General features: G+C 61.6%; 20 protein-coding genes. 12 read left to right on the forward strand and 8 right to left on the reverse strand.

The annotated features are described in order from the left end of the window. Positions 1-3: 3 nt before the first annotated feature. Together EIY71_RS19795 and EIY71_RS19800 are read right to left on the reverse strand one after the other, a co-directional pair. Positions 4-2415: a penicillin acylase family protein gene (locus EIY71_RS19795; protein ID WP_134022805.1), complete on the reverse strand. Its 2412-nt coding sequence runs from the start codon at positions 2413-2415 to the stop codon at positions 4-6. A gap of 103 nt (positions 2416-2518) precedes the next feature. Continuing rightward, positions 2519-3097 (reverse strand): DUF6436 domain-containing protein, encoded by a 579-nt coding sequence (locus tag EIY71_RS19800; protein WP_134022807.1) that lies wholly within the window; start codon positions 3095-3097, stop codon positions 2519-2521. A gap of 97 nt (positions 3098-3194) precedes the next feature. Between EIY71_RS19800 and EIY71_RS19805 the strand changes: the two genes are divergently transcribed. Further along, positions 3195-4145 carry an alpha/beta hydrolase gene (locus EIY71_RS19805; RefSeq protein WP_134022809.1) on the forward strand — a complete coding sequence of 317 codons (951 nt, stop codon included), beginning with the start codon at positions 3195-3197 and terminating at the stop codon, positions 4143-4145. Between the two features lies 1 nt (position 4146). On the opposite strand, the gene EIY71_RS19810 is transcribed toward EIY71_RS19805, so the two are convergent. Then, on the reverse strand, positions 4147-4899 hold the full coding sequence (locus EIY71_RS19810; protein WP_039765403.1) for a DUF2059 domain-containing protein: 753 nt from the start codon (positions 4897-4899) through the stop codon (positions 4147-4149). 108 nt (positions 4900-5007) lie between these two features. On the opposite strand from EIY71_RS19810, the gene EIY71_RS19815 reads away from it, so the two are divergent. Next, positions 5008-5640 (forward strand): 2OG-Fe(II) oxygenase, encoded by a 633-nt coding sequence (locus EIY71_RS19815; RefSeq protein WP_085746727.1) that lies wholly within the window; start codon positions 5008-5010, stop codon positions 5638-5640. A 1-nt stretch (position 5641) separates the two neighbouring features. Beyond that, a complete protein-coding gene (locus EIY71_RS19820; protein ID WP_134022811.1) occupies positions 5642-6127 on the forward strand; it encodes a DUF523 domain-containing protein in 486 nt (161 codons plus the stop codon). An 11-nt stretch (positions 6128-6138) separates the two neighbouring features. Here EIY71_RS19820 and EIY71_RS19825 read toward each other — a convergent pair whose 3' ends face one another. Further along, positions 6139-6717, reverse strand: coding sequence for a transporter substrate-binding domain-containing protein (locus EIY71_RS19825; RefSeq protein WP_085647003.1), 579 nt, complete (start codon positions 6715-6717; stop codon positions 6139-6141). 132 nt (positions 6718-6849) lie between these two features. Here EIY71_RS19825 and EIY71_RS19830 point away from each other — a divergent pair, with 132 nt between their 5' ends. Continuing rightward, the gene (locus EIY71_RS19830; protein WP_085647002.1) at positions 6850-7275 is read left to right on the forward strand and encodes a DUF4399 domain-containing protein; all 426 of its coding nucleotides are present in this window, start codon (positions 6850-6852) and stop codon (positions 7273-7275) included. Between the two features lie 61 nt (positions 7276-7336). Here EIY71_RS19830 and serA read toward each other — a convergent pair whose 3' ends face one another. Continuing rightward, complete coding sequence (gene serA, locus EIY71_RS19835) at positions 7337-8566, reverse strand: phosphoglycerate dehydrogenase (RefSeq protein ID WP_007953487.1); 1230 nt, start codon at positions 8564-8566, stop codon at positions 7337-7339. 204 nt (positions 8567-8770) lie between these two features. On the opposite strand from serA, the gene EIY71_RS19840 reads away from it, so the two are divergent. From EIY71_RS19840 to EIY71_RS19855, 4 genes are all read left to right on the forward strand, one after another. Beyond that, positions 8771-10165: an FAD-binding oxidoreductase gene (locus EIY71_RS19840; protein ID WP_134022813.1), complete on the forward strand. Its 1395-nt coding sequence runs from the start codon at positions 8771-8773 to the stop codon at positions 10163-10165. A 40-nt stretch (positions 10166-10205) separates the two neighbouring features. Next, the gene (locus tag EIY71_RS19845; RefSeq protein ID WP_007953483.1) at positions 10206-10871 is read left to right on the forward strand and encodes a fumarylacetoacetate hydrolase family protein; all 666 of its coding nucleotides are present in this window, start codon (positions 10206-10208) and stop codon (positions 10869-10871) included. Positions 10872-11094: 223 nt separating this feature from the next. After that, on the forward strand, positions 11095-12018 hold the full coding sequence (locus tag EIY71_RS19850) for an SdiA-regulated domain-containing protein (RefSeq protein WP_102685810.1): 924 nt from the start codon (positions 11095-11097) through the stop codon (positions 12016-12018). Positions 12019-12135: 117 nt separating this feature from the next. Continuing rightward, on the forward strand, positions 12136-13053 hold the full coding sequence (locus tag EIY71_RS19855) for an SdiA-regulated domain-containing protein (protein WP_085746722.1): 918 nt from the start codon (positions 12136-12138) through the stop codon (positions 13051-13053). Positions 13054-13198: 145 nt separating this feature from the next. On the opposite strand, the gene rpiA is transcribed toward EIY71_RS19855, so the two are convergent. After that, complete coding sequence (gene rpiA, locus EIY71_RS19860) at positions 13199-13873, reverse strand: ribose-5-phosphate isomerase RpiA (protein ID WP_007953476.1); 675 nt, start codon at positions 13871-13873, stop codon at positions 13199-13201. A 146-nt stretch (positions 13874-14019) separates the two neighbouring features. On the opposite strand from rpiA, the gene ilvA reads away from it, so the two are divergent. Further along, positions 14020-15534: a threonine ammonia-lyase, biosynthetic gene (gene ilvA / locus EIY71_RS19865; protein ID WP_011336426.1), complete on the forward strand. Its 1515-nt coding sequence runs from the start codon at positions 14020-14022 to the stop codon at positions 15532-15534. Between the two features lie 41 nt (positions 15535-15575). After that, entirely contained in the window at positions 15576-15989 is a 414-nt protein-coding gene (locus tag EIY71_RS19870; protein WP_011336425.1) for a DUF2269 family protein, read from the forward strand. Between the two features lie 105 nt (positions 15990-16094). On the opposite strand, the gene EIY71_RS19875 is transcribed toward EIY71_RS19870, so the two are convergent. Beyond that, entirely contained in the window at positions 16095-16751 is a 657-nt protein-coding gene (locus EIY71_RS19875) for an HAD family phosphatase (protein WP_011336424.1), read from the reverse strand. Positions 16752-16894: 143 nt separating this feature from the next. Between EIY71_RS19875 and EIY71_RS19880 the strand changes: the two genes are divergently transcribed. Both EIY71_RS19880 and ptsP read left to right on the forward strand, forming a co-directional pair. Beyond that, positions 16895-17374 carry an RNA pyrophosphohydrolase gene (locus tag EIY71_RS19880; RefSeq protein WP_003229203.1) on the forward strand — a complete coding sequence of 160 codons (480 nt, stop codon included), beginning with the start codon at positions 16895-16897 and terminating at the stop codon, positions 17372-17374. A gap of 22 nt (positions 17375-17396) precedes the next feature. Next, positions 17397-19676: a phosphoenolpyruvate--protein phosphotransferase gene (gene ptsP, locus EIY71_RS19885; RefSeq protein WP_134022815.1), complete on the forward strand. Its 2280-nt coding sequence runs from the start codon at positions 17397-17399 to the stop codon at positions 19674-19676. 33 nt (positions 19677-19709) lie between these two features. Here the strand turns inward: ptsP and EIY71_RS19890 are convergent, their stop codons facing one another. Continuing rightward, positions 19710-20456, reverse strand: coding sequence for an NRDE family protein (locus tag EIY71_RS19890; protein WP_134022817.1), 747 nt, complete (start codon positions 20454-20456; stop codon positions 19710-19712). Positions 20457-20548: the final 92 nt, after the last annotated feature.

Consider the following 20548-nt stretch of genomic DNA (forward strand, 5'->3'; position numbering starts at 1 on the left):
CGCCTATTGAGCCGCTCGCGCCGGCAACAGCTTCAGCGTACTCCGCGTATTCGCCGTCACCTCTTCCTCACTGAAATGCGCCTGCACATACATCCCGTCCACATACGCTTCCGCCTGATCGTCATAGTGACTGTCGAACGGCACGCCGCTCTGGCCGACCGGGTTGATGGTCAGGCTGTGAGCCGGGTCGGCGAAGTCCACCAACCGCCGCGTCGACGGGCCGTAGGTCACCGGCCATGGCGCCGGGCCGATCTTCGCCGAGAGGTTGTTCGGCACTTCATGTGAGCCCGGTGCGGCGAACGGACCGACGTTGAAAATGCGGTCCAGCGGTTTCTGCTGACCCAGCGGATGACCATGGGTGAGCGTGTGCGCCTTGCCCCATTGCCAGCCGGAAGCGTCGTCGCCGAGGGTCGACTTCAGGTGCGCCATGCTCGCTTGCCACGCGGCGCGCACGGTGTCGACGCGGGTCTCCTTGTTCGGCGTGCTGCGGTTGTCCCACCACGGTGAATCAGCATTCGCCGCGAGCCTAGGAAGGGCTGCATCGATCACTCGGGTCGACAGCAGGGTTTCGAAGAAATCATTGCCCAGCTCATCGCGCATTGCCGCGTCGGCGAGGTTGAACAGGAACTGGTTGAATACCGTCGTACTGACTGAATCCAGCGGATAGTCGCCTTGCCATTGGGCCAGTTGTTCGATCAGCTTCTGCTCGGCGGGATTGCCCGCCACTTCACGCAGCACCGGCAGCAACGGCGCCAGCAGGCGCGGGCCATAACCGGTGGCGGTGCCCAGTTGCAGCCTCTGGTTGGCCTCGTTGTCCCACTTCACGTTTTTGTCGGCGAGCTGGCGGTTGAGCTGTTGGCCACGGTCAGCGAGGTTGTAGTAACCGGGAATCTCCATGCCGGTCGGCGACACGGGCTGGAAGTTGGCCGAGACGATATAGCCCCGCGCCGGGTTCTCTTCCTGCGGGTTGGCGCTGAACGGGAAGTAGCCGTCCTTGTCCGCCTGATTGCTGCTGCCGTCGAGAATGAAGCCAGGCTTCACCCCGGCCGGCCGCTTGGGCAATAGCGCCGAGGCCCACCAGGCGATATCGCCCTTGGCGTTGGCGTAGACGATGTTCAGCCCCGGCGCCTGCACCTTGGCGGCTGCGGCACGAGCCTTGGCCAAGGTGTCGGCGCGGTTAAGCTGGTAGAAACCTTCGAGGATCGGGTTCGGTGTTTCGAGGAACGCCCACCACATCGCAATCGGAGTTTTCCCTGCGGCTGTACCGAGGGCGTCGTTGACGATCGGCCCGTGGGGCGACTGACGCAGGGTTATGGTCACCGGCGTCTGGCCTTTCACCGCGATCTGTTGCTCGGTCTTGACCATGTCGGTCCACTGGCCGCGATACCAGACCTGATCCGGGTTGTCCGGATTGACCTTCTCGGCGATCAGGTCCAGATCATCGTTCTGGAACATGGTCAGGCTCCAGCCGAAATCCAGGTTGTGGCCGAGAAACGCAAACGGCACCAGCGCCTGATGATGGCCGTAGAGTTCAAAACCCGGCGCCGACAGCTGCGCCTCGTACCACACCGACGGCACCGAAAAACGAATGTGCGGATCGCCCGCCAGCAACGGCTTGGTGCTCTTGCTGTGGCTGCCGGCGATCACCCAGGCGTTGCTGCCTTCGAACTGCGGCAGACCGTTGTCGATCAATGCCTGTTCGCTGACGCGGGCGAGGGTGTTCAGGTCTTTCCAGTCTTCGGCGGCGAGGGCCGGTGCGGTGCCGGCGTGGCCTTTGGCGAGCACGCCCTTGGGCTGCCAGTCGAGGTCGAAGACGTTGAGGTAATCGGCGCCCAATTGATCGCGCACGTAGGTCAGCAACGGTTCGGTGCGAAACGCGGCGGCAAAGCTGTAGGCCATGTAGCCGGCGACGCTGATGCTGTCCTCGGCGGTGAACGGCCGCTTGGGGATGCCCAGCACGTCGAACTCGACAGGGGCGGCGTGCGAGTCCTGATATTGATTGATGCCGTCCAGATAGGCTTGCAGGGCCTTCCACGCCGGTGACTGCTTGTCGAGGCCGGCCACGTAACTGGCGGCCCGCTCGCGGATGCGCAGGCTGCGGAACAGCTTGTCGGTGTCGAGCAGTTTCGGCCCGAGCACTTCGGCCAGCTCGCCCCGGGCCAGACGACGCATGGCTTCCATCTGAAAGAGGCGATCCTGGGCGTGCACATAGCCGAGGGCGCGGTAGAGGTCGGTCTCGTTTTCGGCACGGATGTGCGGCACACCGCGCTCGTCGTAACGCACGGTCACCGAGCCTTGCAGGTTGCGCAACTCCACCTGGCCCTGACGCGTCGGTTGCTTGCTGTAGACATACCACCCGCCGGCGGCGAGCAGGACAACGATGAGCAAGGCAAGAACGGTGAAGACGCGTTTCATGGTGACTCCTTGTGCATTCGGGATTGCCGCCCGTGCGGGCTGCAAACAATTAGCACACGCCTCGTGTGCTGCGCATCGCCGTCCTTGAAATGTCCGGAATGCCTTACTTCGCCTCCGCCGGCCACGGGCAGTAGCAACCGACCGCCAGCGTATGAGTCGCATTGACCGGACGATCATCACTCAACGCTTGCAGGATCGGTTCGATGAAACTGTTGCTGGAGTTGCACGTCAGGCCTTCGCTGTACGGGCCGAAGTACGCCAGTCTGCCGCTGCGGTCCCAGATCGCCACGGCCGGGCTGGCAGGAATCTGTTCGGAGCCGGGCAACACCGCGATGGTTTTGAGATTGCTGAGGGTGGCGGGCAACTGGCCGTGGCTGCCTGCCTTCTGCACCGCAAAGAACTCCACGCCCTTGGGGCCGAACTGTTCGACCATCTCGCTCAGGTGCTGTTGATTGCCGACGTTGCACGGGCAGGCGGGATCCCAAAAGTGCACCAGACGGATATTGCCGGGGCCGGCGAGGTCGTCGGGCAGGCGCAACGGGTCGCCGGAAAACACCGCGGTGTGTTCGCTGAACGCCCGCAGGTAGCGGCCCTGAAACCAGTCGTACGCGGCCCACAGCACGCCGGCACACACGATGGCGAGCAGGCTGGCAAACAGTGCGGTGCGGTAGGGCGAACGCATGGTTTTCGATCCTCAGAGGCGCGCTAGCTTGCCATGCTTGCCGCGACAGATGAATATCGCAGGCCGATAAAGTCCGTTTACCGTTCTGGAATTGCCCATGTCTGTTGCCTTCGATCCCGATCATCTGCGTGCGAGCCTCAAGCCTTTGGCCGAGTGGCAGCCGTTGTCCGAGGAGGCGAAGGCGTATCAGCGGTTCTACAATACTGACTTTCCGGAGCGCGATGTCTGGCGTGGGATGGGCCGGTTCGACATCGATGGCTATCAACTGGTCAGTCATTGCTGGTGGCCGGCAGAAACCGCCAGGGCCACGCTGTTTCTGGTGCACGGTTTTTATGATCACACCGGTCTTTACCTGCATGTGATCGAGTGGGCGCTGGATCAGGGCTTCGCGGTGATTGCCTGCGATCTGCCGGGGCATGGTCTGTCCAGCGGCGAGCGGGCGAGCATCCGCGACTTCTCCGAGTATCAGGATGCGCTGCAAGGCCTGTTCGCCGAGGCGCGCTCGATTGCCCTGCCGCAGCCGTGGCACTTGTGCGGGCAAAGCACCGGCGGGGCGATCATTGTCGATCACGTGCTCAATCATGGTGAAAACAGCCCGGCGCAGGGGCAGCTGATTCTGCTGGCGCCGCTGGTGCGTCCGCGTGCCTGGGGCTGGTCGCAGTTCAGTTATTACCTGCTCAGGCCTTTTGTCAGGGGCATCGCCCGGCGTTTCAGCGAGAACTCCAACGATCCGGATTTCCTGCCGTTCCTGCAGGCCGATCCGTTGCAGCCCAAACGCTTGCCGACTGCCTGGGTCGGGGCGTTGTCACGCTGGATCAACCGGGTCGAATACGCGAAGAAAAGTCCACGCCGGCCACTGATCGTTCAGGGCCAGGCGGACATGACCGTGGACTGGCAGCACAACCTGCAAGTGATGAAGTGGAAGTTCGACCGGCCGCAGATTCTGCTGCTGGCCGAGGCACGGCATCACCTGGCCAACGAGACGGCGGAAATGCGCGAGGAGTATTTCGAGTTCCTGAGCAAGCGGATCAAGGGCCGCAACCCCTAGATCACTGACTGAGGTTCGAGGTGCTCTGGCCGACGGCCAGCCCGGCGCGAATCGCGGCCAGCGCGGCCTGATAGTAGGCTTTGCCTTCGGTGGATTCGGCAAAGGTCGCGAACTCTTCCAGTTCTTCATCCGACAGGTCGCGATAGACGTACAGCAGCGTGTTGTTCAGGTCGGCGCCGATCTGATCCATCAGGCGCTGGCGTTGACCGTTCAACATGCCTTGGGCCTGACCGCCGCCGAGCAGGCCGGGGATCATCGAGCTCAGGCTGTCCGCCGCCACGCCGGCAATCGCCAGGCTGACTTCGGCACCGGCTTCACGGGCGGGCAGGGCCTGGGCGAGGTGGCCGATGATCAGCAGGCGACTGTCGCTGGCCGGCATCTTCGGCAGGCCCTTGGCGTTCTTTGCCAATTGATCGCGACGGGTCGCCAGCAGTTCGGCGGCGACGATCTTCTTGCCCAGCGGTGACTGAAAGAACGACAGGGCCGGTTTCGGATCGGCGAGGTTCTTGCGCAGCTGCGCTTCGGCGCGTTGATCCACGGCCTGAGGGGCGAAGCGCTGGTTGCTGTTGTTCACCAGCGCCTGAAACACCGCCGGCGGCAGGCTGTTCTGGTAACGCTGCTGCGCGGCACTCAGGGCGTCGTTGAAATGCGCGCGTTGTTCTGGCCAGCCGGCGACCTTATACAACTGGTCGTGGCCGTCCGCCCAGGCGGGCAAAACGCAGAACATCAACAGTGAAAAAAGCAAACGGCGCATAAGGACTCCTGTCGGCAGCCGACTATTCTCCGTGCGGTGCCAGTACTTGTCGAGAATTCGTATCAAGCCGCCGCGTGGCTCTGTCGGATTTCTTGCCGCAGGCATACTATGCGCGCCATGCAAATATCCTCTGATCACCCGCTGCTGTTACGTATCGTCGACGACCTGGCCGAGCGCGGCTGGTCGCAGCAGAACATTTTCCTGCCTGCGGATTTGACCCGCGCACTGGCGGCCGAGTGCCGCAAACGTGACGCCGAAGGTGAACTGGCGCCGGCGGGGGTCGGACGTGGCCCGTTTTCGGAGATCCGCGAGGGGATTCGTGGCGACCATATTCAGTGGATCGACCCCGGTCAGGCCGAGGCCAGCGACCGCTACCTGAACCTGATGGACAGCCTGCGCGAGGCGCTCAACCGGGGCCTGTTCCTGGGGCTTGAAGACTTCGAGTGCCATTTCGCCCTGTACCCGCCCGGTGCTTTCTATCGCAAGCATGTCGACCGTTTTCGCGACGATGACCGGCGCATGGTCTCGGCGGTGATCTACCTCAATGACGGCTGGCTGCCGGAGGATGGCGGGCAACTGCGCATGTACCTGGAGAATGAGCGCGTTCATGACGTACAGCCTACGGGCGGTTGTCTGGTGGTGTTTCTCTCCGGCGAAGTCCCTCATGAAGTGTTGCCGGCCAATCGCGAGCGGCTGTCGCTGACAGGCTGGTTCCGCCGCCGTGGCAACGAGCCGTTCTGATATGCACAGGATTCTGGTCAGTCGTTGCCTGCTGGGCCACCGCGTGCGTTATGACGGTGGAGCCAGCGGGCCGTTCGATCTGCTGGAGCAGTGGACGAACGAAGGCCGGGTAGTGCCGCTGTGCCCGGAAGTCGCCGGTGGTTTGCCGACGCCACGGGCAGCGGCAGAGATTCCGGGCGGGCAGGGCAGCGAAGTGCTGGACGGACTCTCCTCGGTGATCACTACCGAGGGCGAAGACGTCAGTGCGCAGTTTCTGGATGGTGCGCGGCAGGCGCTGGCGCTGGTGCAGAAGCACGGGATTCGGGTGGCGGTGCTCAAGGCCAACAGCCCTTCGTGCGGGAATCTGTTGACCTATGACGGCACGTTCAGTGGGGTGAAGGTGAGTGGCGAGGGCGTTACCGCCGCGTTGCTGAAGCGCCATGGGGTGCAGGTCTTCAGCGAACTCGAACTGCCGCAAGCCGCACAGGCCCTCAGCTTGCTCGACTAGTCACGTTCACTTCAGTTTTCCGTAGCCTGCACACTCAACCACTTCTTCGACAACGCCTCCAGCCGCCCATCCGCCCTGATCCGCTGCAAGGCATTTTCCAGACTCGCGTGAAACGCCGGGTTGCCCTTCTGAAACGGAATCGCCAGATCCACCGGCGGCCCGACCTTCGGTTTCTCCTCGGTCAGCGTCTGCACCAGCACCATCGGCCGAGGTTGCTCGTCCTTTTTCGCCAGCAACTGCGCATTGACCTGCGTGTAAGGCTCGCTCACGTCGAAACGATCCTTGAGCTCGGGTGTCAGTGCTATGTGGTTGAGCGCGACGTCGTACTTGCCGCTTTCAACGCCCTGGAGCAGATCGGCTTCGTCAGTGACGATGAAGTCGGCGCGCACATCCAGTTCGTTGGCCAGCAGTTGCCCAAGCTCGACCTCGAACCCCGTGAGCGTGTCGCCGTCCTTGAAATTGAAGGGCGGTGTATTAGCCTCAAGGGCTATGCGCAACTCGCCACGGTCGTAGACGTCATCAATCAGTTCGGCGTGAGCCAGAGGGCTCAGGAGGGGAAGCAGGCAGATCAGGCCAGGCAGAAAACGCATGGTCACTCCTTTGAAATCGATATCGGCCTGTTTTCCAGGCTCGCTTTGCTATGGTTGTCGAGTGCCTTCGACAACGAATGGTCATGAAGTTGTCATGACCGTGCGGATTTTACGGAAAAACTGGAGAAGAAAATGAAAAGCTTTATGTCACGTGCAGCGTTGGCCGGTGTGCTGATGGGTGTTTCGGTACTGGCCAGTGCGGCCACACCGGCACCGAAGGGCGCCGAAGTGTTCATCGTTTCTCCCGAGGACGGAGCCACGGTTTCGCAGACCTTCACGGTCAAGTTCGGTGTAAAGGACATCGCGCTGGCACCGGCCGGTGATGTCACCAAGAACACCGGTCATCACCATCTGCTGATCGATGCCAAGGAAATCGTTCCGGCCGGCTCCGTCGTGCCGACCGACGCCAACCACATGCACTTCGGCAAGGCGCAGACCCAGGCCGACATCAAGCTCGCGCCGGGCAAGCACACCCTGCAGCTGGAGCTGGGTGACAGCGGCCACATGGCGTTCGATCCACCGATCGTGTCGAAGAAGATCACCGTCAACGTCGAATGACGTTTTCGCGTGCATGAAAAAGGGAGCCCGAAGGCTCCCTTTTTTGTCGCTCAGCGTCGGATCAGAACAACACGCGGCTACGGATGGTGCCGTTGACGTGTTGCAGCTTCTCTTGCGCCAGCTCCGAGTACTCGGCGTCGACGTCGATCACCACGTAGCCGACCTTCTCGTTGGTCTGCAGGAACTGACCGGAGATGTTGATGCCGTTTTCGGCGAAGACCTTGTTGATCTCGCTCATCACACCCGGGATGTTCTCGTGGATGTGCAGCAGGCGGTGCTTGCCAGGGTGAGCCGGCAGGGCCACTTCCGGGAAGTTCACCGACGATACCGAAGTACCGTTGTCGCTGTACTTGACCAGTTTTTCTGCCACTTCCAGACCGATGTTGGCCTGCGCTTCAGCGGTGGAACCGCCGATGTGCGGGGTCAGGATCACGTTATCCAGGCCACGCAGCGGGCTTTCGAACTCCTCGTCGTTGGAGCGCGGCTCGACCGGGAACACGTCGATGGCGGCGCCGATCAGGTGCTTGTCCTTGATCGCAGCAGCCAGGTGATCCAGCTCGACCACGGTGCCGCGTGCAGCGTTGATCAGGATGCCGCCCTTCTTGATGGCGCGGATTTCCTTCTCGCCGATCATCCACTGGGTCGCAGCGGTTTCCGGAACGTGCAGGGTGACGATGTCGGACATGCCCAGCAGCTCGTGCAGGTTGCCGACTTGGGTGGCATTACCCAGTGGCAGCTTGGTCACGGTGTCGTAGAAGAACACCTGCATGCCCAGACCTTCAGCCAGGACCGACAGCTGAGTACCGATGGAGCCGTAGCCGACGATGCCCAGTTTCTTGCCACGGATCTCGAAAGAGTTGGCTGCGGACTTGATCCAGCCGCCACGGTGGCAGGAAGCGTTTTTCTCAGGGATGCCGCGCAGCAGCAGGATCGCTTCGGCCAGCACCAGCTCGGCCACGGAGCGGGTATTGGAGTACGGCGCGTTGAACACGGCGATGCCGCGCTCGCGGGCCGCTTCCAGGTCAACCTGGTTGGTGCCGATGCAGAAACAGCCGACCGCGACCAGCTTCTTCGCGTGATCGAAGATCTCTTCGGTCAGCTGGGTGCGCGAACGAATGCCGATGAAGTGAGCGTCAGCGATCTTTTCCTTGAGCTGGGCTTCCGGCAGGGAGCCTGTCAGGTATTCGATGCTGGTGTAGCCCGCCGCCTTGAGGACGTCGACAGCCGATTGGTGGACGCCTTCGAGAAGAAGGAACTTGATCTTGCTCTTATCGAGAGAAGTCTTGCTCATCTGCGTAAACCTGTATCCCGGAGAAAAATGGCAGGAAATGGTCAACAGACATTGACCTGGACGACAAGAAAGCCGTCACCGCAGAACCGGCCTTGGGCACTGGCCTGCGGGGTCGGTATGCTAGCATAGCCACCCCGCTAAACACTCATTCCTGCGACGTGAAGCGTTCTCAGGATGACCATGAATTGTTCGAGAGTTCCGTCGATGACCAATCCTGCCCTGATTGATGAACTGAAGACCCTGGTCGAGCCTGGCAAAGTCCTGACCGATGCCGACTCCCTGAACGCTTACGGCAAGGACTGGACCAAGCACTTCGCCCCGGCGCCCAGCGCCATCGTGTTCCCCAAGACCATCGAGCAGGTGCAGGCCGTCGTCCGCTGGGCCAACGAACATAAAGTGGCGCTGGTGCCGTCGGGCGGGCGCACCGGGCTTTCCGCCGCGGCCGTGGCCGCCAATGGCGAAGTGGTTGTGTCGTTCGACTACATGAATCAGATTCTCGACATCAACCTGACCGACCGCACCGCCGTCTGTCAGCCGGGCGTGGTCACCGAACAATTGCAGAACGCCGCCGAAGAACATGACTTGTACTACCCGGTGGACTTCGCTTCGGCAGGTTCCAGTCAGATTGGCGGCAACATCGGCACCAATGCCGGCGGGATCAAGGTCATTCGCTACGGCATGACCCGCAACTGGGTGGCGGGCATGAAAGTGGTGACCGGCAAGGGCGACGTGCTGGAACTGAACAAGGACCTGATCAAGAACGCCACCGGTTATGACCTGCGCCAGCTGTTCATCGGCGCCGAAGGCACCCTGGGTTTTGTGGTCGAGGCCACCATGCGCCTGGATCGCTCGCCGAAAAACCTGACCGCGATGGTCCTCGGCACCGCCGATTTCGATTCGATCATGCCGGTGCTGCACGCCTTTCAGGGCCGGCTCGACCTGACCGCGTTCGAGTTTTTCTCCGACAAGGCCCTGGCCAAGGTCATGGGCCGTGGCGATGTGCCGGCGCCGTTCGACACCGACTGCCCGTTCTATGCCTTGCTGGAATTCGAGGCGACCACCGAAGAAGTGGCCAACACCGCCCTGGAAACCTTCGAGCACTGCGTGGAGCAGGGTTGGGTACTGGACGGTGTCATGAGCCAGAGCGAAACCCAGTTGCAGAACCTGTGGAAGCTGCGCGAGTACATCTCCGAAACCATCTCCCACTGGACGCCGTACAAGAACGACATCTCGGTCACCGTCTCGAAAGTCCCGGCTTTCCTGCAGGAAATCGACGCGATCGTCGGCGAACACTATCCGGATTTCGAAATCGTCTGGTTCGGCCATATCGGCGACGGCAACTTGCACCTGAACATCCTCAAGCCGGACAACCTGAGCAAGGACGAGTTTTTCGCCAAGTGCGCCACCGTCAACAAGTGGGTGTTCGAAACCGTCGAGAAGTACAACGGCTCGATTTCCGCCGAACACGGCGTGGGCATGACCAAGCGCGACTACTTGACCTACAGCCGCTCACCGGTGGAAATCGAATACATGAAAGCGGTCAAGGCGGTGTTCGACCCGAACGGCATCATGAACCCGGGCAAGATCTTCGCGGTTTGATTGGCAATCCCTGATGAATCAATGAAGGCAGGAGTCGGTAATGAGCTATCAGCACCAGTATGTCGACGGTACGCGGATTCATTTTCCGCTGGGGAAAGTGGTGTGCATCGGGCGTAACTACGCCGAACACGCCAAGGAACTGGACAACCCGGTGCCTACCGAGCCGTTGCTGTTCATCAAGCCGGGCAGTTGCGTGGTGCCGCTGGAAGGCGGTTTCAGCATTCCGACCGAGCGTGGCTCCGTGCATTACGAGGCGGAAATCGCCGTGTTGATCGGCAAGCCGCTGTCGACCAAGCCGAGCCGTGAAGAAGTGCTGGACGCGATCTCCGGTTTCGCCCCGGCGCTGGACCTGACCCTGCGCGACAAGCAGGCCGAGCTCAAGTCCAAGGGCCTGCCGTGGGAAATCGCCAAGTCGTTCGACGGCGCGGCGGTGATTGCGCCGTTCGTGGTCGGCAGCACTTTCGCCGACCTGACCGACATCGGCATCCGCCTGACCATCAACGGCGAAGTGCGCCAGGACGGCAACAGCAGCGCGATGCTCAATCCGATCGTGCCGATGATCCAGCACATGGCCGGCTGCTTTTCGCTGCAGGCCGGTGACGTGATCCTGACCGGCACGCCGGTGGGCGTCGGCCCGCTGAACGTTGGCGATGAGATCGTGCTGGAGCTGCCGGGCGCCAGTCGCTTCACCAGCAGCGTTCGCTGATCCGTACATCGCGTTCCCGAGCGGGAGATTGCAGATTTGAGCTCAGCCCTCAAGTCTGCAATCTCCCGTTTTCGTTTTGTGATGCGACCTGCAAAGACGCAGGGCATTCCGGCCATTTGCCGTTTTTTTCACATTCTGTCCGGATAATTCCGGTCATTCTGGCGTCTGAGCCGGCCTCTTTGTGCTATTACCCGTAGCCTGAATTTTCGGAACGCGTCCTTTGATGTCATCTCAAACTCAGCTCAAACCCGCCCGCCGTTCGCGCTTCGCCCTGCGCTGGTCTTCCTGGATTGTGTTGGCAGCCGTCGCTGCGTACGGGCTGGCGTTTGCCATGCATTGGGATGACCGTGGCCTGTTGTGGGTGCTGGAGCGTTTTGAAAGCCCGGCCGAGAAACAGGAAAGCGTCTGGCTTCCGGACTACCGCGTGGTGATCGACGCCAAGCTGCTGCCGGGGATGGAAAAGGACGAAGCTTCGGACCTGTCCTATAACCCGCAGACCAAAACCCTGTTTTCGGTGATGGGCAAGAATCCGTTCCTGGTCGAGCTGACCCTGCAGGGTGACGTGCTGCGCAAGATGCCGCTGGTGGGCTGGAGCAATCCCGAAGGCCTGACGGTGATGGAAAACGGCTTGATGGCGATTGTCGATGAGCGCGAGCACCTGCTCTCCATCGTCAAGGTCGATGCCGAGACCCGCGAACTGAAGCGCGACGATTTCCCGAAATACGACTTGGGGCCGTCGAAAGACCAGAACAAGGCTTTTGAAGCCATCACCTGGGACGCCCGCAACCAGCAACTGCTACTGGGCGAAGAGCGTCCGCCTGCGCTGTTCACCTGGAAAAGCGACGGCAGCCAGACGCTCAAGGGCGACAAGCAGAAACTCGACAGCGACGAACTGGACCTGCGCAACCTTTCGGCTCTGTCGATCGACCCGCGCACCGGCCACACCCTGGTCCTGTCCGCCGATTCGCATTTGCTGCTGGAGCTGGACGAGAAGGGCGAGCAGGTCAGCTTCATGACCCTGCTCGGCGGTTTCAACGGCTTGAAGAAAACCATTCCCCGCGCCGAAGGCGTGACCATGGACGAGGCGGGCACGCTGTACATGGTCAGCGAGCCGAACCTGTTCTACCGCTTCGAAAAGCAGAAGTAACGACTCCTACAGCAATTGCAGATCTGTGCAGTTGTGGCCTGAGGCAAGTGGCCATTAAGCTTCAGTTCAGACAGGCGTGATATTTCATCCGCCTGTTTTGACTCCGAGCCTGCCCGAATGCGTCGACTTGCCCGTCCCAAGCCTCTGTTCATCATCCTGTCGGTGATTGCCCTGATCGCGTTGATTGCGATCGGCCAATACATGCGCCTGTTCGAGCGTGCCTGGTTCAACCTGCATACGCTATGGCAGCCGATGAGCAGCGAGGCGATCGGGCTGGATCAATACCGGGTGGAGATTGAAGCGAAGGTCATCGACGGGCTGAACGACGATGTCTCGGCGCTGACCTACGATCCGGTGCGCAAGAGCCTGTTCACCGTGACCAACAAGAATGCCGAACTGGTCGAGCTGTCGCTGGACGGCACGATCCTGCGCCGTGTCGCCTTGATCGGCTTCGGTGATCCGGAGGCGGTGGAGTTCATCAGCGCCGACACCTACGTGATCACCGATGAACGCCAGCAACGCCTGATCAAGATCCATCTGGAACACGGCACCACGTTCCTCGATGCAGCGGACGCCGAGCAAATGACCCTCGGTGTGCACATGAGCGGCAACAAGGGCTTTGAAGGCCTGGCTTACGACTCGGTGGGCAAGCGCCTGTTCGTGGCCAAGGAACGGGATCCGATGCTGATCTATGAAGTGCACGGTTTCCCGCACTTCAATCCGGAAAAATCCTACGCGGTACACGTGATCAACAATCCCAAGCGCGATGCCGGGATGTTCGTGCGCGATCTGTCGAGCCTGCAATACGACGAGCGCAGCGGCCATTTACTGGCGCTGTCCGACGAGTCACGGCTGATTCTGGAACTGGATGTGGACGGGCGCCCGTTGAGCACCATGTCGTTGAGCGGTGGCCGGCAGGGCCTGAAGAAAACCGTGCCGCAGGCGGAAGGTATCGCGATGGATGACGACGGGACGTTGTATCTGGTGAGCGAGCCGAATCTGTTTTATGTCTTCAGGAAGCCTGCGCAGAATTAACCAACACCACAAAACACTGTGGGAGCGAGCTTGCTCGCGATGAGGGAGGGTCAGTCGCCAAACATGTCGACTGACACACCGCTATCGCTAGCAAGCTAGCTCCCACAGGTTTTTCATCTGCCCACAAATATGTGGGCAGCCTGGTTTATTCGGCTTTGAGGGTCTTCACACCTTCACTCGTACCCAGCAACAGCAGATCCGCCGGACGCGCCGCGAACAAACCGTTGGTGACCACGCCGACGATCGCGTTGATCTGCGCTTCCAGCTCCACCGGATTGGTGATCTGCAGGTTGTGCACGTCGAGGATGATGTTGCCGTTGTCGGTCAGCACGCCTTCGCGGTAGACCGGGTCGCCGCCCAGCTTCACCAGCTGGCGGGCGACGTGGCTGCGAGCCATCGGAATCACTTCCACCGGCAGCGGGAACGCGCCCAGCACCGGCACCAGTTTGCTGGCGTCGGCGATGCAGATGAATGTCTGGGCCACAGCCGCGACGATCTTCTCGCGGGTCAGGGCTGCGCCGCCGCCCTTGATCAGGTTCAGGTGCTCGTCGCTTTCATCGGCGCCGTCGACGTAGAACTCCAGGTTGCTCACGGTGTTCAGCTCATACACCGGAATCCCGTGGCCCTTGAGGCGCGCAGCGGTGGCTTCGGAGCTCGCGACCGCGCCATCGAACGCGCCCTTGTGCTGGGCGAGGGCGTCGATGAAGCAGTTGGCGGTGGAGCCGGTGCCGACGCCGACGATGCTCTTGTCGTCGAGTTTCGGAAGGATGAAGTCGACGGCGGCCTGGGCAACGGCCTGTTTGAGTTGATCCTGGGTCATGCGGGCTCCGGAAGCGGGCAAGGTAAGAACGGAAAGGCCGGCATTATAGCCTCAAGCCGGGCTAAAACCTCTGGATTCGTGTGGTCGTGCGCCCAAAAGGCGGGTTAGACTCGCTGGTCCCGCCCAACCGCCAGTGATGCTTTCCGATGCTCGAACAGTACGTCAAGAAGATCCTCACCTCGCGCGTTTATGACGTTGCCGTAGAAACCCCGCTGCAGAACGCCCGCCAGCTCTCCGAGCGGCTGGGCAACGACATCTGGCTCAAGCGCGAAGACTTGCAGCCGGTGTTCTCGTTCAAAATTCGCGGCGCCTACAACAAGCTGACCCAGTTGAGCGACGAAGAGCGCGCTCGCGGCGTGGTCACCGCGTCGGCGGGCAACCATGCGCAAGGCCTGGCCCTGGCGGCGAAAGTGCTGGGCGTGAAAGCGACCATCGTGATGCCCAAGACCACCCCGGAGATCAAGGTCGAAGGCGTGCGCTCCCGTGGCGGCAAGGTGGTGCTGCACGGCGATTCCTTCCCGGAAGCCCTGGCCTACTCGCTGAAACTGGTCGATGAAAAAGGCTACGTCTACATCCACCCGTACGACGATCCGCACACCATTGCCGGGCAGGGCACCGTGGCGATGGAAATCCTGCGCCAGCATCCGCAGCCGCTGGATGCGATTTTCGTTCCGGTGGGCGGCGGCGGTCTGATCGCCGGTATCGCGGCGTACGTGAAATACCTGCGGCCGGACATCAAGGTCATCGGCGTCGAGCCCGATGACTCCAACTGCCTGCAAGCGGCGATGGCGGCGGGCGAACGCGTGGTGCTGCCGACTGTAGGCATCTTCGCCGACGGCGTGGCGGTGGCGCAGATCGGCCAGCACACCTTCGACATCTGCAAGGATTACGTCGATGAAGTGATCACCGTCAGCACCGACGAAATCTGCGCGGCGATCAAGGACATCTACGACGATACCCGCTCGATCACCGAACCGGCCGGCGCGCTGGGCGTGGCCGGGATCAAGAAGTACGTCGAGCAGCGCGGCGTCAGCGGCCAGACCTTCGTGGCCATCGACTCCGGGGCCAACGTCAACTTCGACCGCTTGCGCCACGTCGCCGAGCGCGCCGAGCTGGGTGAAGGCCGCGAAGCGATCATCGCCGTGACCATCCCCGAGAAGGCCGGCAGCTTCAAGGCCTTCTGCGAGGCCATCGGCAAGCGCCAGATCACTGAATTCAACTACCGCTACAACAATGGCAGCGAAGCGCACATCTTTGTCGGCGTGCAGACCCACCCGGACAACGACCCGCGTAGCGCACTGCTGGCGAGCCTGACCGAACAGGGGTTCCCGGTGCTCGACCTGACCGACAACGAACTGGCCAAGCTGCACATCCGTCACATGGTCGGCGGTCGCGCGGCGCACGTGGTCGATGAAGTGGTGCTGCGCTTCGAGTTCCCGGAGCGTCCGGGCGCGCTGTTCAACTTTCTCAACAAGCTCGGCGGTCGCTGGAACATTTCGATGTTCCACTACCGCAACCACGGCGCAGCGGACGGCCGCGTAGTGGCGGGCCTGCAAGTGCCCCACGACGAACGTCATCTGGTGCCCGCAGCCCTTGAGGAAATCGGCTACCCGTACTGGGACGAAAGCGACAACCCGGCCTATCAGCTGTTTCTTGGCTGAACGGCTACGCTGATGGGTATGGCCCAAGGAAAGAGAAATTCATGGAAACCCTGACCACCCTGAAAGTCCTTCACGTCGCGGCGACCGTGGTGATACTGGCGAGCGGGCTGGGGCTCGCCGCTGTTTCCTGGCGTAATCGCAGCGAGGGGCCGGCCAGCACGATGCAGCGACCCTGGTTGTTCGTCTGGTGTCTGATGCTGATCGGCGTGCTCAGCATGCCTTTCACCGGCTGGTGGTTGGTGCACCTGATTGGCTGGCCGTTGGGACAGTTCTGGATTCTGGGGTCCAGCGTGATCTATGCCGTGGCCACATTCAGCGCGGTCTGGCTGCTTGTTCGGCTTAATCGGCTATGGACCAGCGGGGTCGGCAACCGGAAATTCAATCTGGCGCTGGCCATTGTCAGCGGCGTCGGATTTCTGGCCATTGCGGCGTTGATGGGGGCGAAGCCGGTTTAAGGCTTGGGACCGCTTCGACCCCGTTCGCGAGCAGGCTCGCTCCCACATTGATCTGACGCGTTCACAAATTCTTTGTGGGAGCTGGCCTTGCCAGCGATGGCGGTATCAGCCGCGAAGGCTTATGACGGGCCAGCCACGTTTCTCGGCTTCGGCCCGCAGGTTCGGATCCGGGTCGACCGCCACCGGATTCGCCACCTGTTCCAGCAGCGGCAGGTCATTCATCGAGTCGCTGTAGAAATAGCTGCCTTCCAGCGAATGCCCGGTTTCTTCCAGCCAGCGGTTCAGGCGCGTCACCTTGCCTTCGCGGAAGCACGGCACATCGGTGCTGCGCCCGGTGTAGCGACCGTCCTGCATCTCGCACTCGGTAGCGATCAGGGTTTCGACGCCCAGGCGCACGGCGATCGGTGCGGTGACGAAGCGGTTGGTGGCGGTGATGATCACCAGTTTGTCGCCGGCGTCGCGGTGCTTTTTCAGCAACTCAAGCGCTTTCGGCAGCATGATCGGCTCGATGCAGTCGCGCATGTAATCGTTGTGCCACTGCTCAAGCACGGCCATCTCGGTGCGGCCGAGGATTTCCAGGCAGAAGTTCAGGTAGGCAGCGTTATCCAGTTTGCCGGCCAGGTAATCCTGATAGAACTCGTCGTTGCGCGCTTTGTACGCGATCGGGTCGAGGAAGCCGCGTTCGCACAGATAATCGCCCCAGGCGTGATCGCTGTCGCCGCCCAGAAGGGTGTTGTCCAAATCGAATAAAGCCAGGCGCATTGCAGTTACCCGCTGAAAAGTCAGTAAAAAGGCCACAAGAATACGGTCTTTTCACAAGAGTGCACATAAGCTCGGAACCCTCGTTGCCGCCTTCACAACCTTTGTGGAACAATGCGGCGACATGCGTTTGCGAGGTTGTTGCCGTGATCGACCCCGATGGTTTCCGCCCTAATGTCGGGATCATTCTGACGAATGACGCCGGCCAGGTGCTATGGGCTCGCCGTATCAATCAAGATGCCTGGCAGTTTCCACAAGGGGGAATCAATCCCGAGGAGACGCCGGAAGACGCCTTGTACCGCGAGCTGAACGAAGAAGTTGGCCTGGAACGCGAAGATGTTGAAATACTGGCCTGCACCCGGGGCTGGTTGCGCTATCGTTTGCCGCAACGTCTGGTGCGAACCCACAGCCAACCGCTGTGCATCGGCCAGAAACAGAAATGGTTTCTCCTGCGCCTGATCTCCAACGAGCAGCGGGTGCGGATGGATTTGACCGGTAAACCGGAGTTCGATGGCTGGCGCTGGGTCAGTTATTGGTATCCGTTGGGCCAGGTGGTGACATTCAAGCGCGAAGTGTATCGCCGCGCTCTCAAAGAGCTTGCCCCGCGCCTTTTAGCGCGCGACTGACGACGGAGTTCGACCCCGAGCCATGCTCAATACGCTGCGCAAGATCGTCCAGGAAGTTAACTCCGCCAAGGATCTCAAGGCGGCGTTGGGGATTATTGTGTTGCGCGTCAAAGAGGCCATGGGCAGCCAGGTCTGCTCGGTCTACCTGCTTGATCCGGAGACCAACCGCTTCGTGCTGATGGCCACCGAGGGCTTGAACAAGCGCTCGATCGGCAAGGTCAGCATGGCACCCAACGAAGGTCTGGTCGGCCTGGTCGGCACGCGTGAAGAACCCCTGAACCTCGAAAACGCCGCGGATCACCCGCGCTACCGCTACTTTGCCGAAACCGGCGAGGAGCGCTACGCCTCGTTCCTCGGGGCGCCGATCATTCACCACCGCCGCGTCGTCGGCGTGTTGGTCATCCAGCAGAAAGAACGCCGCCAGTTCGATGAAGGTGAAGAAGCCTTCCTCGTGACCATGAGCGCGCAGCTCGCGGGCGTAATCGCCCACGCCGAGGCCACAGGTTCCATCCGTGGCCTCGGCCGTCAGGGCAAGGGCATCCAGGAAGCCAAGTTCGTCGGCGTACCGGGTTCGCCGGGCGCGGCGGTCGGTACCGCGGTGGTCATGCTGCCACCGGCGGATCTGGACGTGGTGCCGGACAAGACCATCACCGACATCGACGCGGAACTGGCGCTGTTCAAGACCGCCATCGAAGGCGTGCGCGCCGACATGCGTGCGTTGTCGGCCAAACTGGCGACCCAGCTGCGCCCGGAAGAGCGTGCGCTGTTCGACGTCTACCTGATGATGCTCGACGATGCCTCGCTGGGCAGCGAAATCACCAACGTGATCAAGACCGGCCAGTGGGCCCAGGGCGCGTTGCGTCAGGTCGTGACCGATCACGTCAACCGTTTCGATTTGATGGACGACGAGTACCTGCGTGAGCGGGCGTCGGACGTCAAGGACCTGGGCCGACGCCTGCTCGCCTACTTGCAGGAAGAGCGTCAGCAGAACCTGGTTTACCCGGAAAAAACCATTCTGGTCAGCGAAGAACTGACGCCGGCGATGCTCGGCGAGGTGCCGGAAGGCACGCTGGTCGGTCTGGTGTCGGTACTCGGTTCGGGCAACTCCCACGTCGCGATCCTGGCCCGGGCCATGGGTATCCCGACTGTAATGGGTCTGGTCGATCTGCCGTACGCCAAGGTCGACGGCATCGAAATGATCGTCGACGGCACACGTGGCGAGGTTTACACCAACCCCAGCGAAGTGCTGCGCAAGCAGTTCACCGAGGTGGTGGAGGAAGAGAAGCAACTGGCGCTGGGGCTCGATACCCTGCGCGACCTGCCGTGTGTGACCCTGGACGGCCACCGCATGCCACTGTGGGTCAACACCGGCCTGCTGGCGGACGTGGCGCGAGCGCAGAAGCGCGGCGCCGAAGGTGTCGGTCTGTACCGCACCGAAGTGCCGTTCATGATCAACCAGCGCTTCCCGAGTGAGAAGGAACAACTGGCGATCTACCGCGAGCAGCTCGCCGCGTTCCATCCGCAACCGGTGACCATGCGCAGCCTGGACATCGGCGGCGACAAGTCGCTGTCGTACTTCCCGATCAAGGAAGACAACCCGTTCCTCGGCTGGCGCGGGATCCGCGTCACTCTCGACCACCCGGAAATCTTCCTGGTGCAGACCCGTGCGATGCTCAAGGCCAGCGAAGGCCTGAACAACCTGCGGATCCTGCTGCCGATGATCTCCGGCATCCACGAGCTCGAAGAGGCGCTGCACCTGATTCACCGGGCCTGGGGCGAAGTGCGCGACGAAGGCACCGACGTGCCGATGCCGCCGGTGGGCGTGATGATCGAAATTCCTGCGGCGGTCTACCAGACCAAAGAGCTGGCGCGGATGGTGGACTTCCTCTCGGTCGGCTCCAACGACCTGACTCAGTATCTGCTGGCGGTGGACCGCAACAACCCACGGGTGGCAGATCTTTACGACTACCTGCACCCCGCGGTGCTGCAAGCCCTGCAAACCGTAGTGCGCGACGCCCATGCCGAAGGCAAGCCGGTGAGTATCTGCGGCGAGATGGCCGGTGACCCGGCGGCAGCGGTGCTGTTGATGGCGATGGGTTTCGACAGCCTGTCGATGAACGCCACCAACCTGCCGAAGGTGAAATGGATGCTGCGTCAGATCAACCTGAGCAAGGCCAAGGATCTGCTGGCGGAACTGATGACCATCGACAACCCGCAGGTCATCCACAGCTCGCTGCAACTGGCGCTGAAGAACCTCGGTTTGGCGAAGATGGTCAATCCGGCGGTGGTCAAACCGCTCTAGAAAGACAAGATCGCAGCCTTCGGGCTGCGATCTTTATATGTTGATCTCCACTTCCCCCAAGTGCCCGCCATACGGCCCGAAACTGCGCTCGACCATCCGCCGCGTACCGTCCGCCTGCACGATCAACGCCGTACTTGCGCGTGTCCCGTAGCTCTGGCTGGCAATAAACACACTCGACAACAACGACTCGGTCGCCAATCCCACACCGGTATCCGGTAGATCAGCAAACGGTGCCGTTTGCGCATCACTCAATAAAGCCAACAACCGCTCGGGCTGCGGATCATCCAGCACCGCACTCAATGCCGCCTTGGCCTTGAGCAGTTTCGGCCACGGCGTATCCAGCCCGGCGTTGGAGAGGCCATAGACCCCGGGCTGCAACATCACCTGTTCCGAAGACCGCGCATTGAAGTGCCACAGCTCGTTGGCATTGCCCAGCAGCAGATTGAACCCGGCATATTCCGGCGAACGGGCGACAACGTCAGACAAATAGTCATCGATCGACAGGTTTCCGGTCAGAAAACCCGCCACCAGTTCACCCCGGGAGCGCCGGGCCGGCGGCTGATGCGGATCGCGAATGTTGGTCAGCGCCGCAAAACGACCGTTGGCGCCCAGACCGAGCCAGGTTCCCCCGGCCTCAAGATCGCGACCGGCATGAACATGCGGCGACTCGGGCCACTGGGCCAGCGGCAGGCTGGGCCGGGCGTAGAACTCGTCACGGTTGGCCGCGACGATCAGCGGCTGGGCATGCCCCGGCCGCCAGGCGAAAACAATCAGGCACATAAGGTGGTCCTTGTGTGTTTTTTGCCCACTCTACGCAGACATCGTCCGTGCATCCATCGCCAGTGGAGCCGAAGGGTATCCATCCGTTACCA

The organism is Pseudomonas sp. CH235 (assembly GCF_004368175.1).
In the GTDB taxonomy this organism is placed as follows: domain Bacteria; phylum Pseudomonadota; class Gammaproteobacteria; order Pseudomonadales; family Pseudomonadaceae; genus Aquipseudomonas; species Aquipseudomonas paraglycinae.

Bases quoted from the DNA above. Each gene is read 5' to 3' on its own strand.
- EIY71_RS19870 (WP_011336425.1), top strand. From the start codon at position 15,576: ATGGAAACCCTGACCACCCTGAAAGTCCTTCACGTCGCGGCGACCGTG.
- EIY71_RS19845 (WP_007953483.1), top strand. From the start codon at position 10,206: ATGAGCTATCAGCACCAGTATGTCGACGGTACGCGGATTCATTTTCCG.
- EIY71_RS19815 (WP_085746727.1), top strand. From the start codon at position 5,008: ATGCGCGCCATGCAAATATCCTCTGATCACCCGCTGCTGTTACGTATC.
- EIY71_RS19850 (WP_102685810.1), top strand. From the start codon at position 11,095: ATGTCATCTCAAACTCAGCTCAAACCCGCCCGCCGTTCGCGCTTCGCC.
- EIY71_RS19825 (WP_085647003.1), bottom strand. From the start codon at position 6,717: ATGCGTTTTCTGCCTGGCCTGATCTGCCTGCTTCCCCTCCTGAGCCCT.
- EIY71_RS19840 (WP_134022813.1), top strand. From the start codon at position 8,771: ATGACCAATCCTGCCCTGATTGATGAACTGAAGACCCTGGTCGAGCCT.
- EIY71_RS19890 (WP_134022817.1), bottom strand. From the start codon at position 20,456: ATGTGCCTGATTGTTTTCGCCTGGCGGCCGGGGCATGCCCAGCCGCTG.
- EIY71_RS19795 (WP_134022805.1), bottom strand. From the start codon at position 2,415: ATGAAACGCGTCTTCACCGTTCTTGCCTTGCTCATCGTTGTCCTGCTC.
- EIY71_RS19855 (WP_085746722.1), top strand. From the start codon at position 12,136: ATGCGTCGACTTGCCCGTCCCAAGCCTCTGTTCATCATCCTGTCGGTG.
- EIY71_RS19830 (WP_085647002.1), top strand. From the start codon at position 6,850: ATGAAAAGCTTTATGTCACGTGCAGCGTTGGCCGGTGTGCTGATGGGT.
- EIY71_RS19800 (WP_134022807.1), bottom strand. From the start codon at position 3,097: ATGCGTTCGCCCTACCGCACCGCACTGTTTGCCAGCCTGCTCGCCATC.
- EIY71_RS19875 (WP_011336424.1), bottom strand. From the start codon at position 16,751: ATGCGCCTGGCTTTATTCGATTTGGACAACACCCTTCTGGGCGGCGAC.
- serA (WP_007953487.1), bottom strand. From the start codon at position 8,566: ATGAGCAAGACTTCTCTCGATAAGAGCAAGATCAAGTTCCTTCTTCTC.
- EIY71_RS19810 (WP_039765403.1), bottom strand. From the start codon at position 4,899: ATGCGCCGTTTGCTTTTTTCACTGTTGATGTTCTGCGTTTTGCCCGCC.
- ptsP (WP_134022815.1), top strand. From the start codon at position 17,397: ATGCTCAATACGCTGCGCAAGATCGTCCAGGAAGTTAACTCCGCCAAG.
- ilvA (WP_011336426.1), top strand. From the start codon at position 14,020: ATGCTCGAACAGTACGTCAAGAAGATCCTCACCTCGCGCGTTTATGAC.
- EIY71_RS19805 (WP_134022809.1), top strand. From the start codon at position 3,195: ATGTCTGTTGCCTTCGATCCCGATCATCTGCGTGCGAGCCTCAAGCCT.
- EIY71_RS19820 (WP_134022811.1), top strand. From the start codon at position 5,642: ATGCACAGGATTCTGGTCAGTCGTTGCCTGCTGGGCCACCGCGTGCGT.
- rpiA (WP_007953476.1), bottom strand. From the start codon at position 13,873: ATGACCCAGGATCAACTCAAACAGGCCGTTGCCCAGGCCGCCGTCGAC.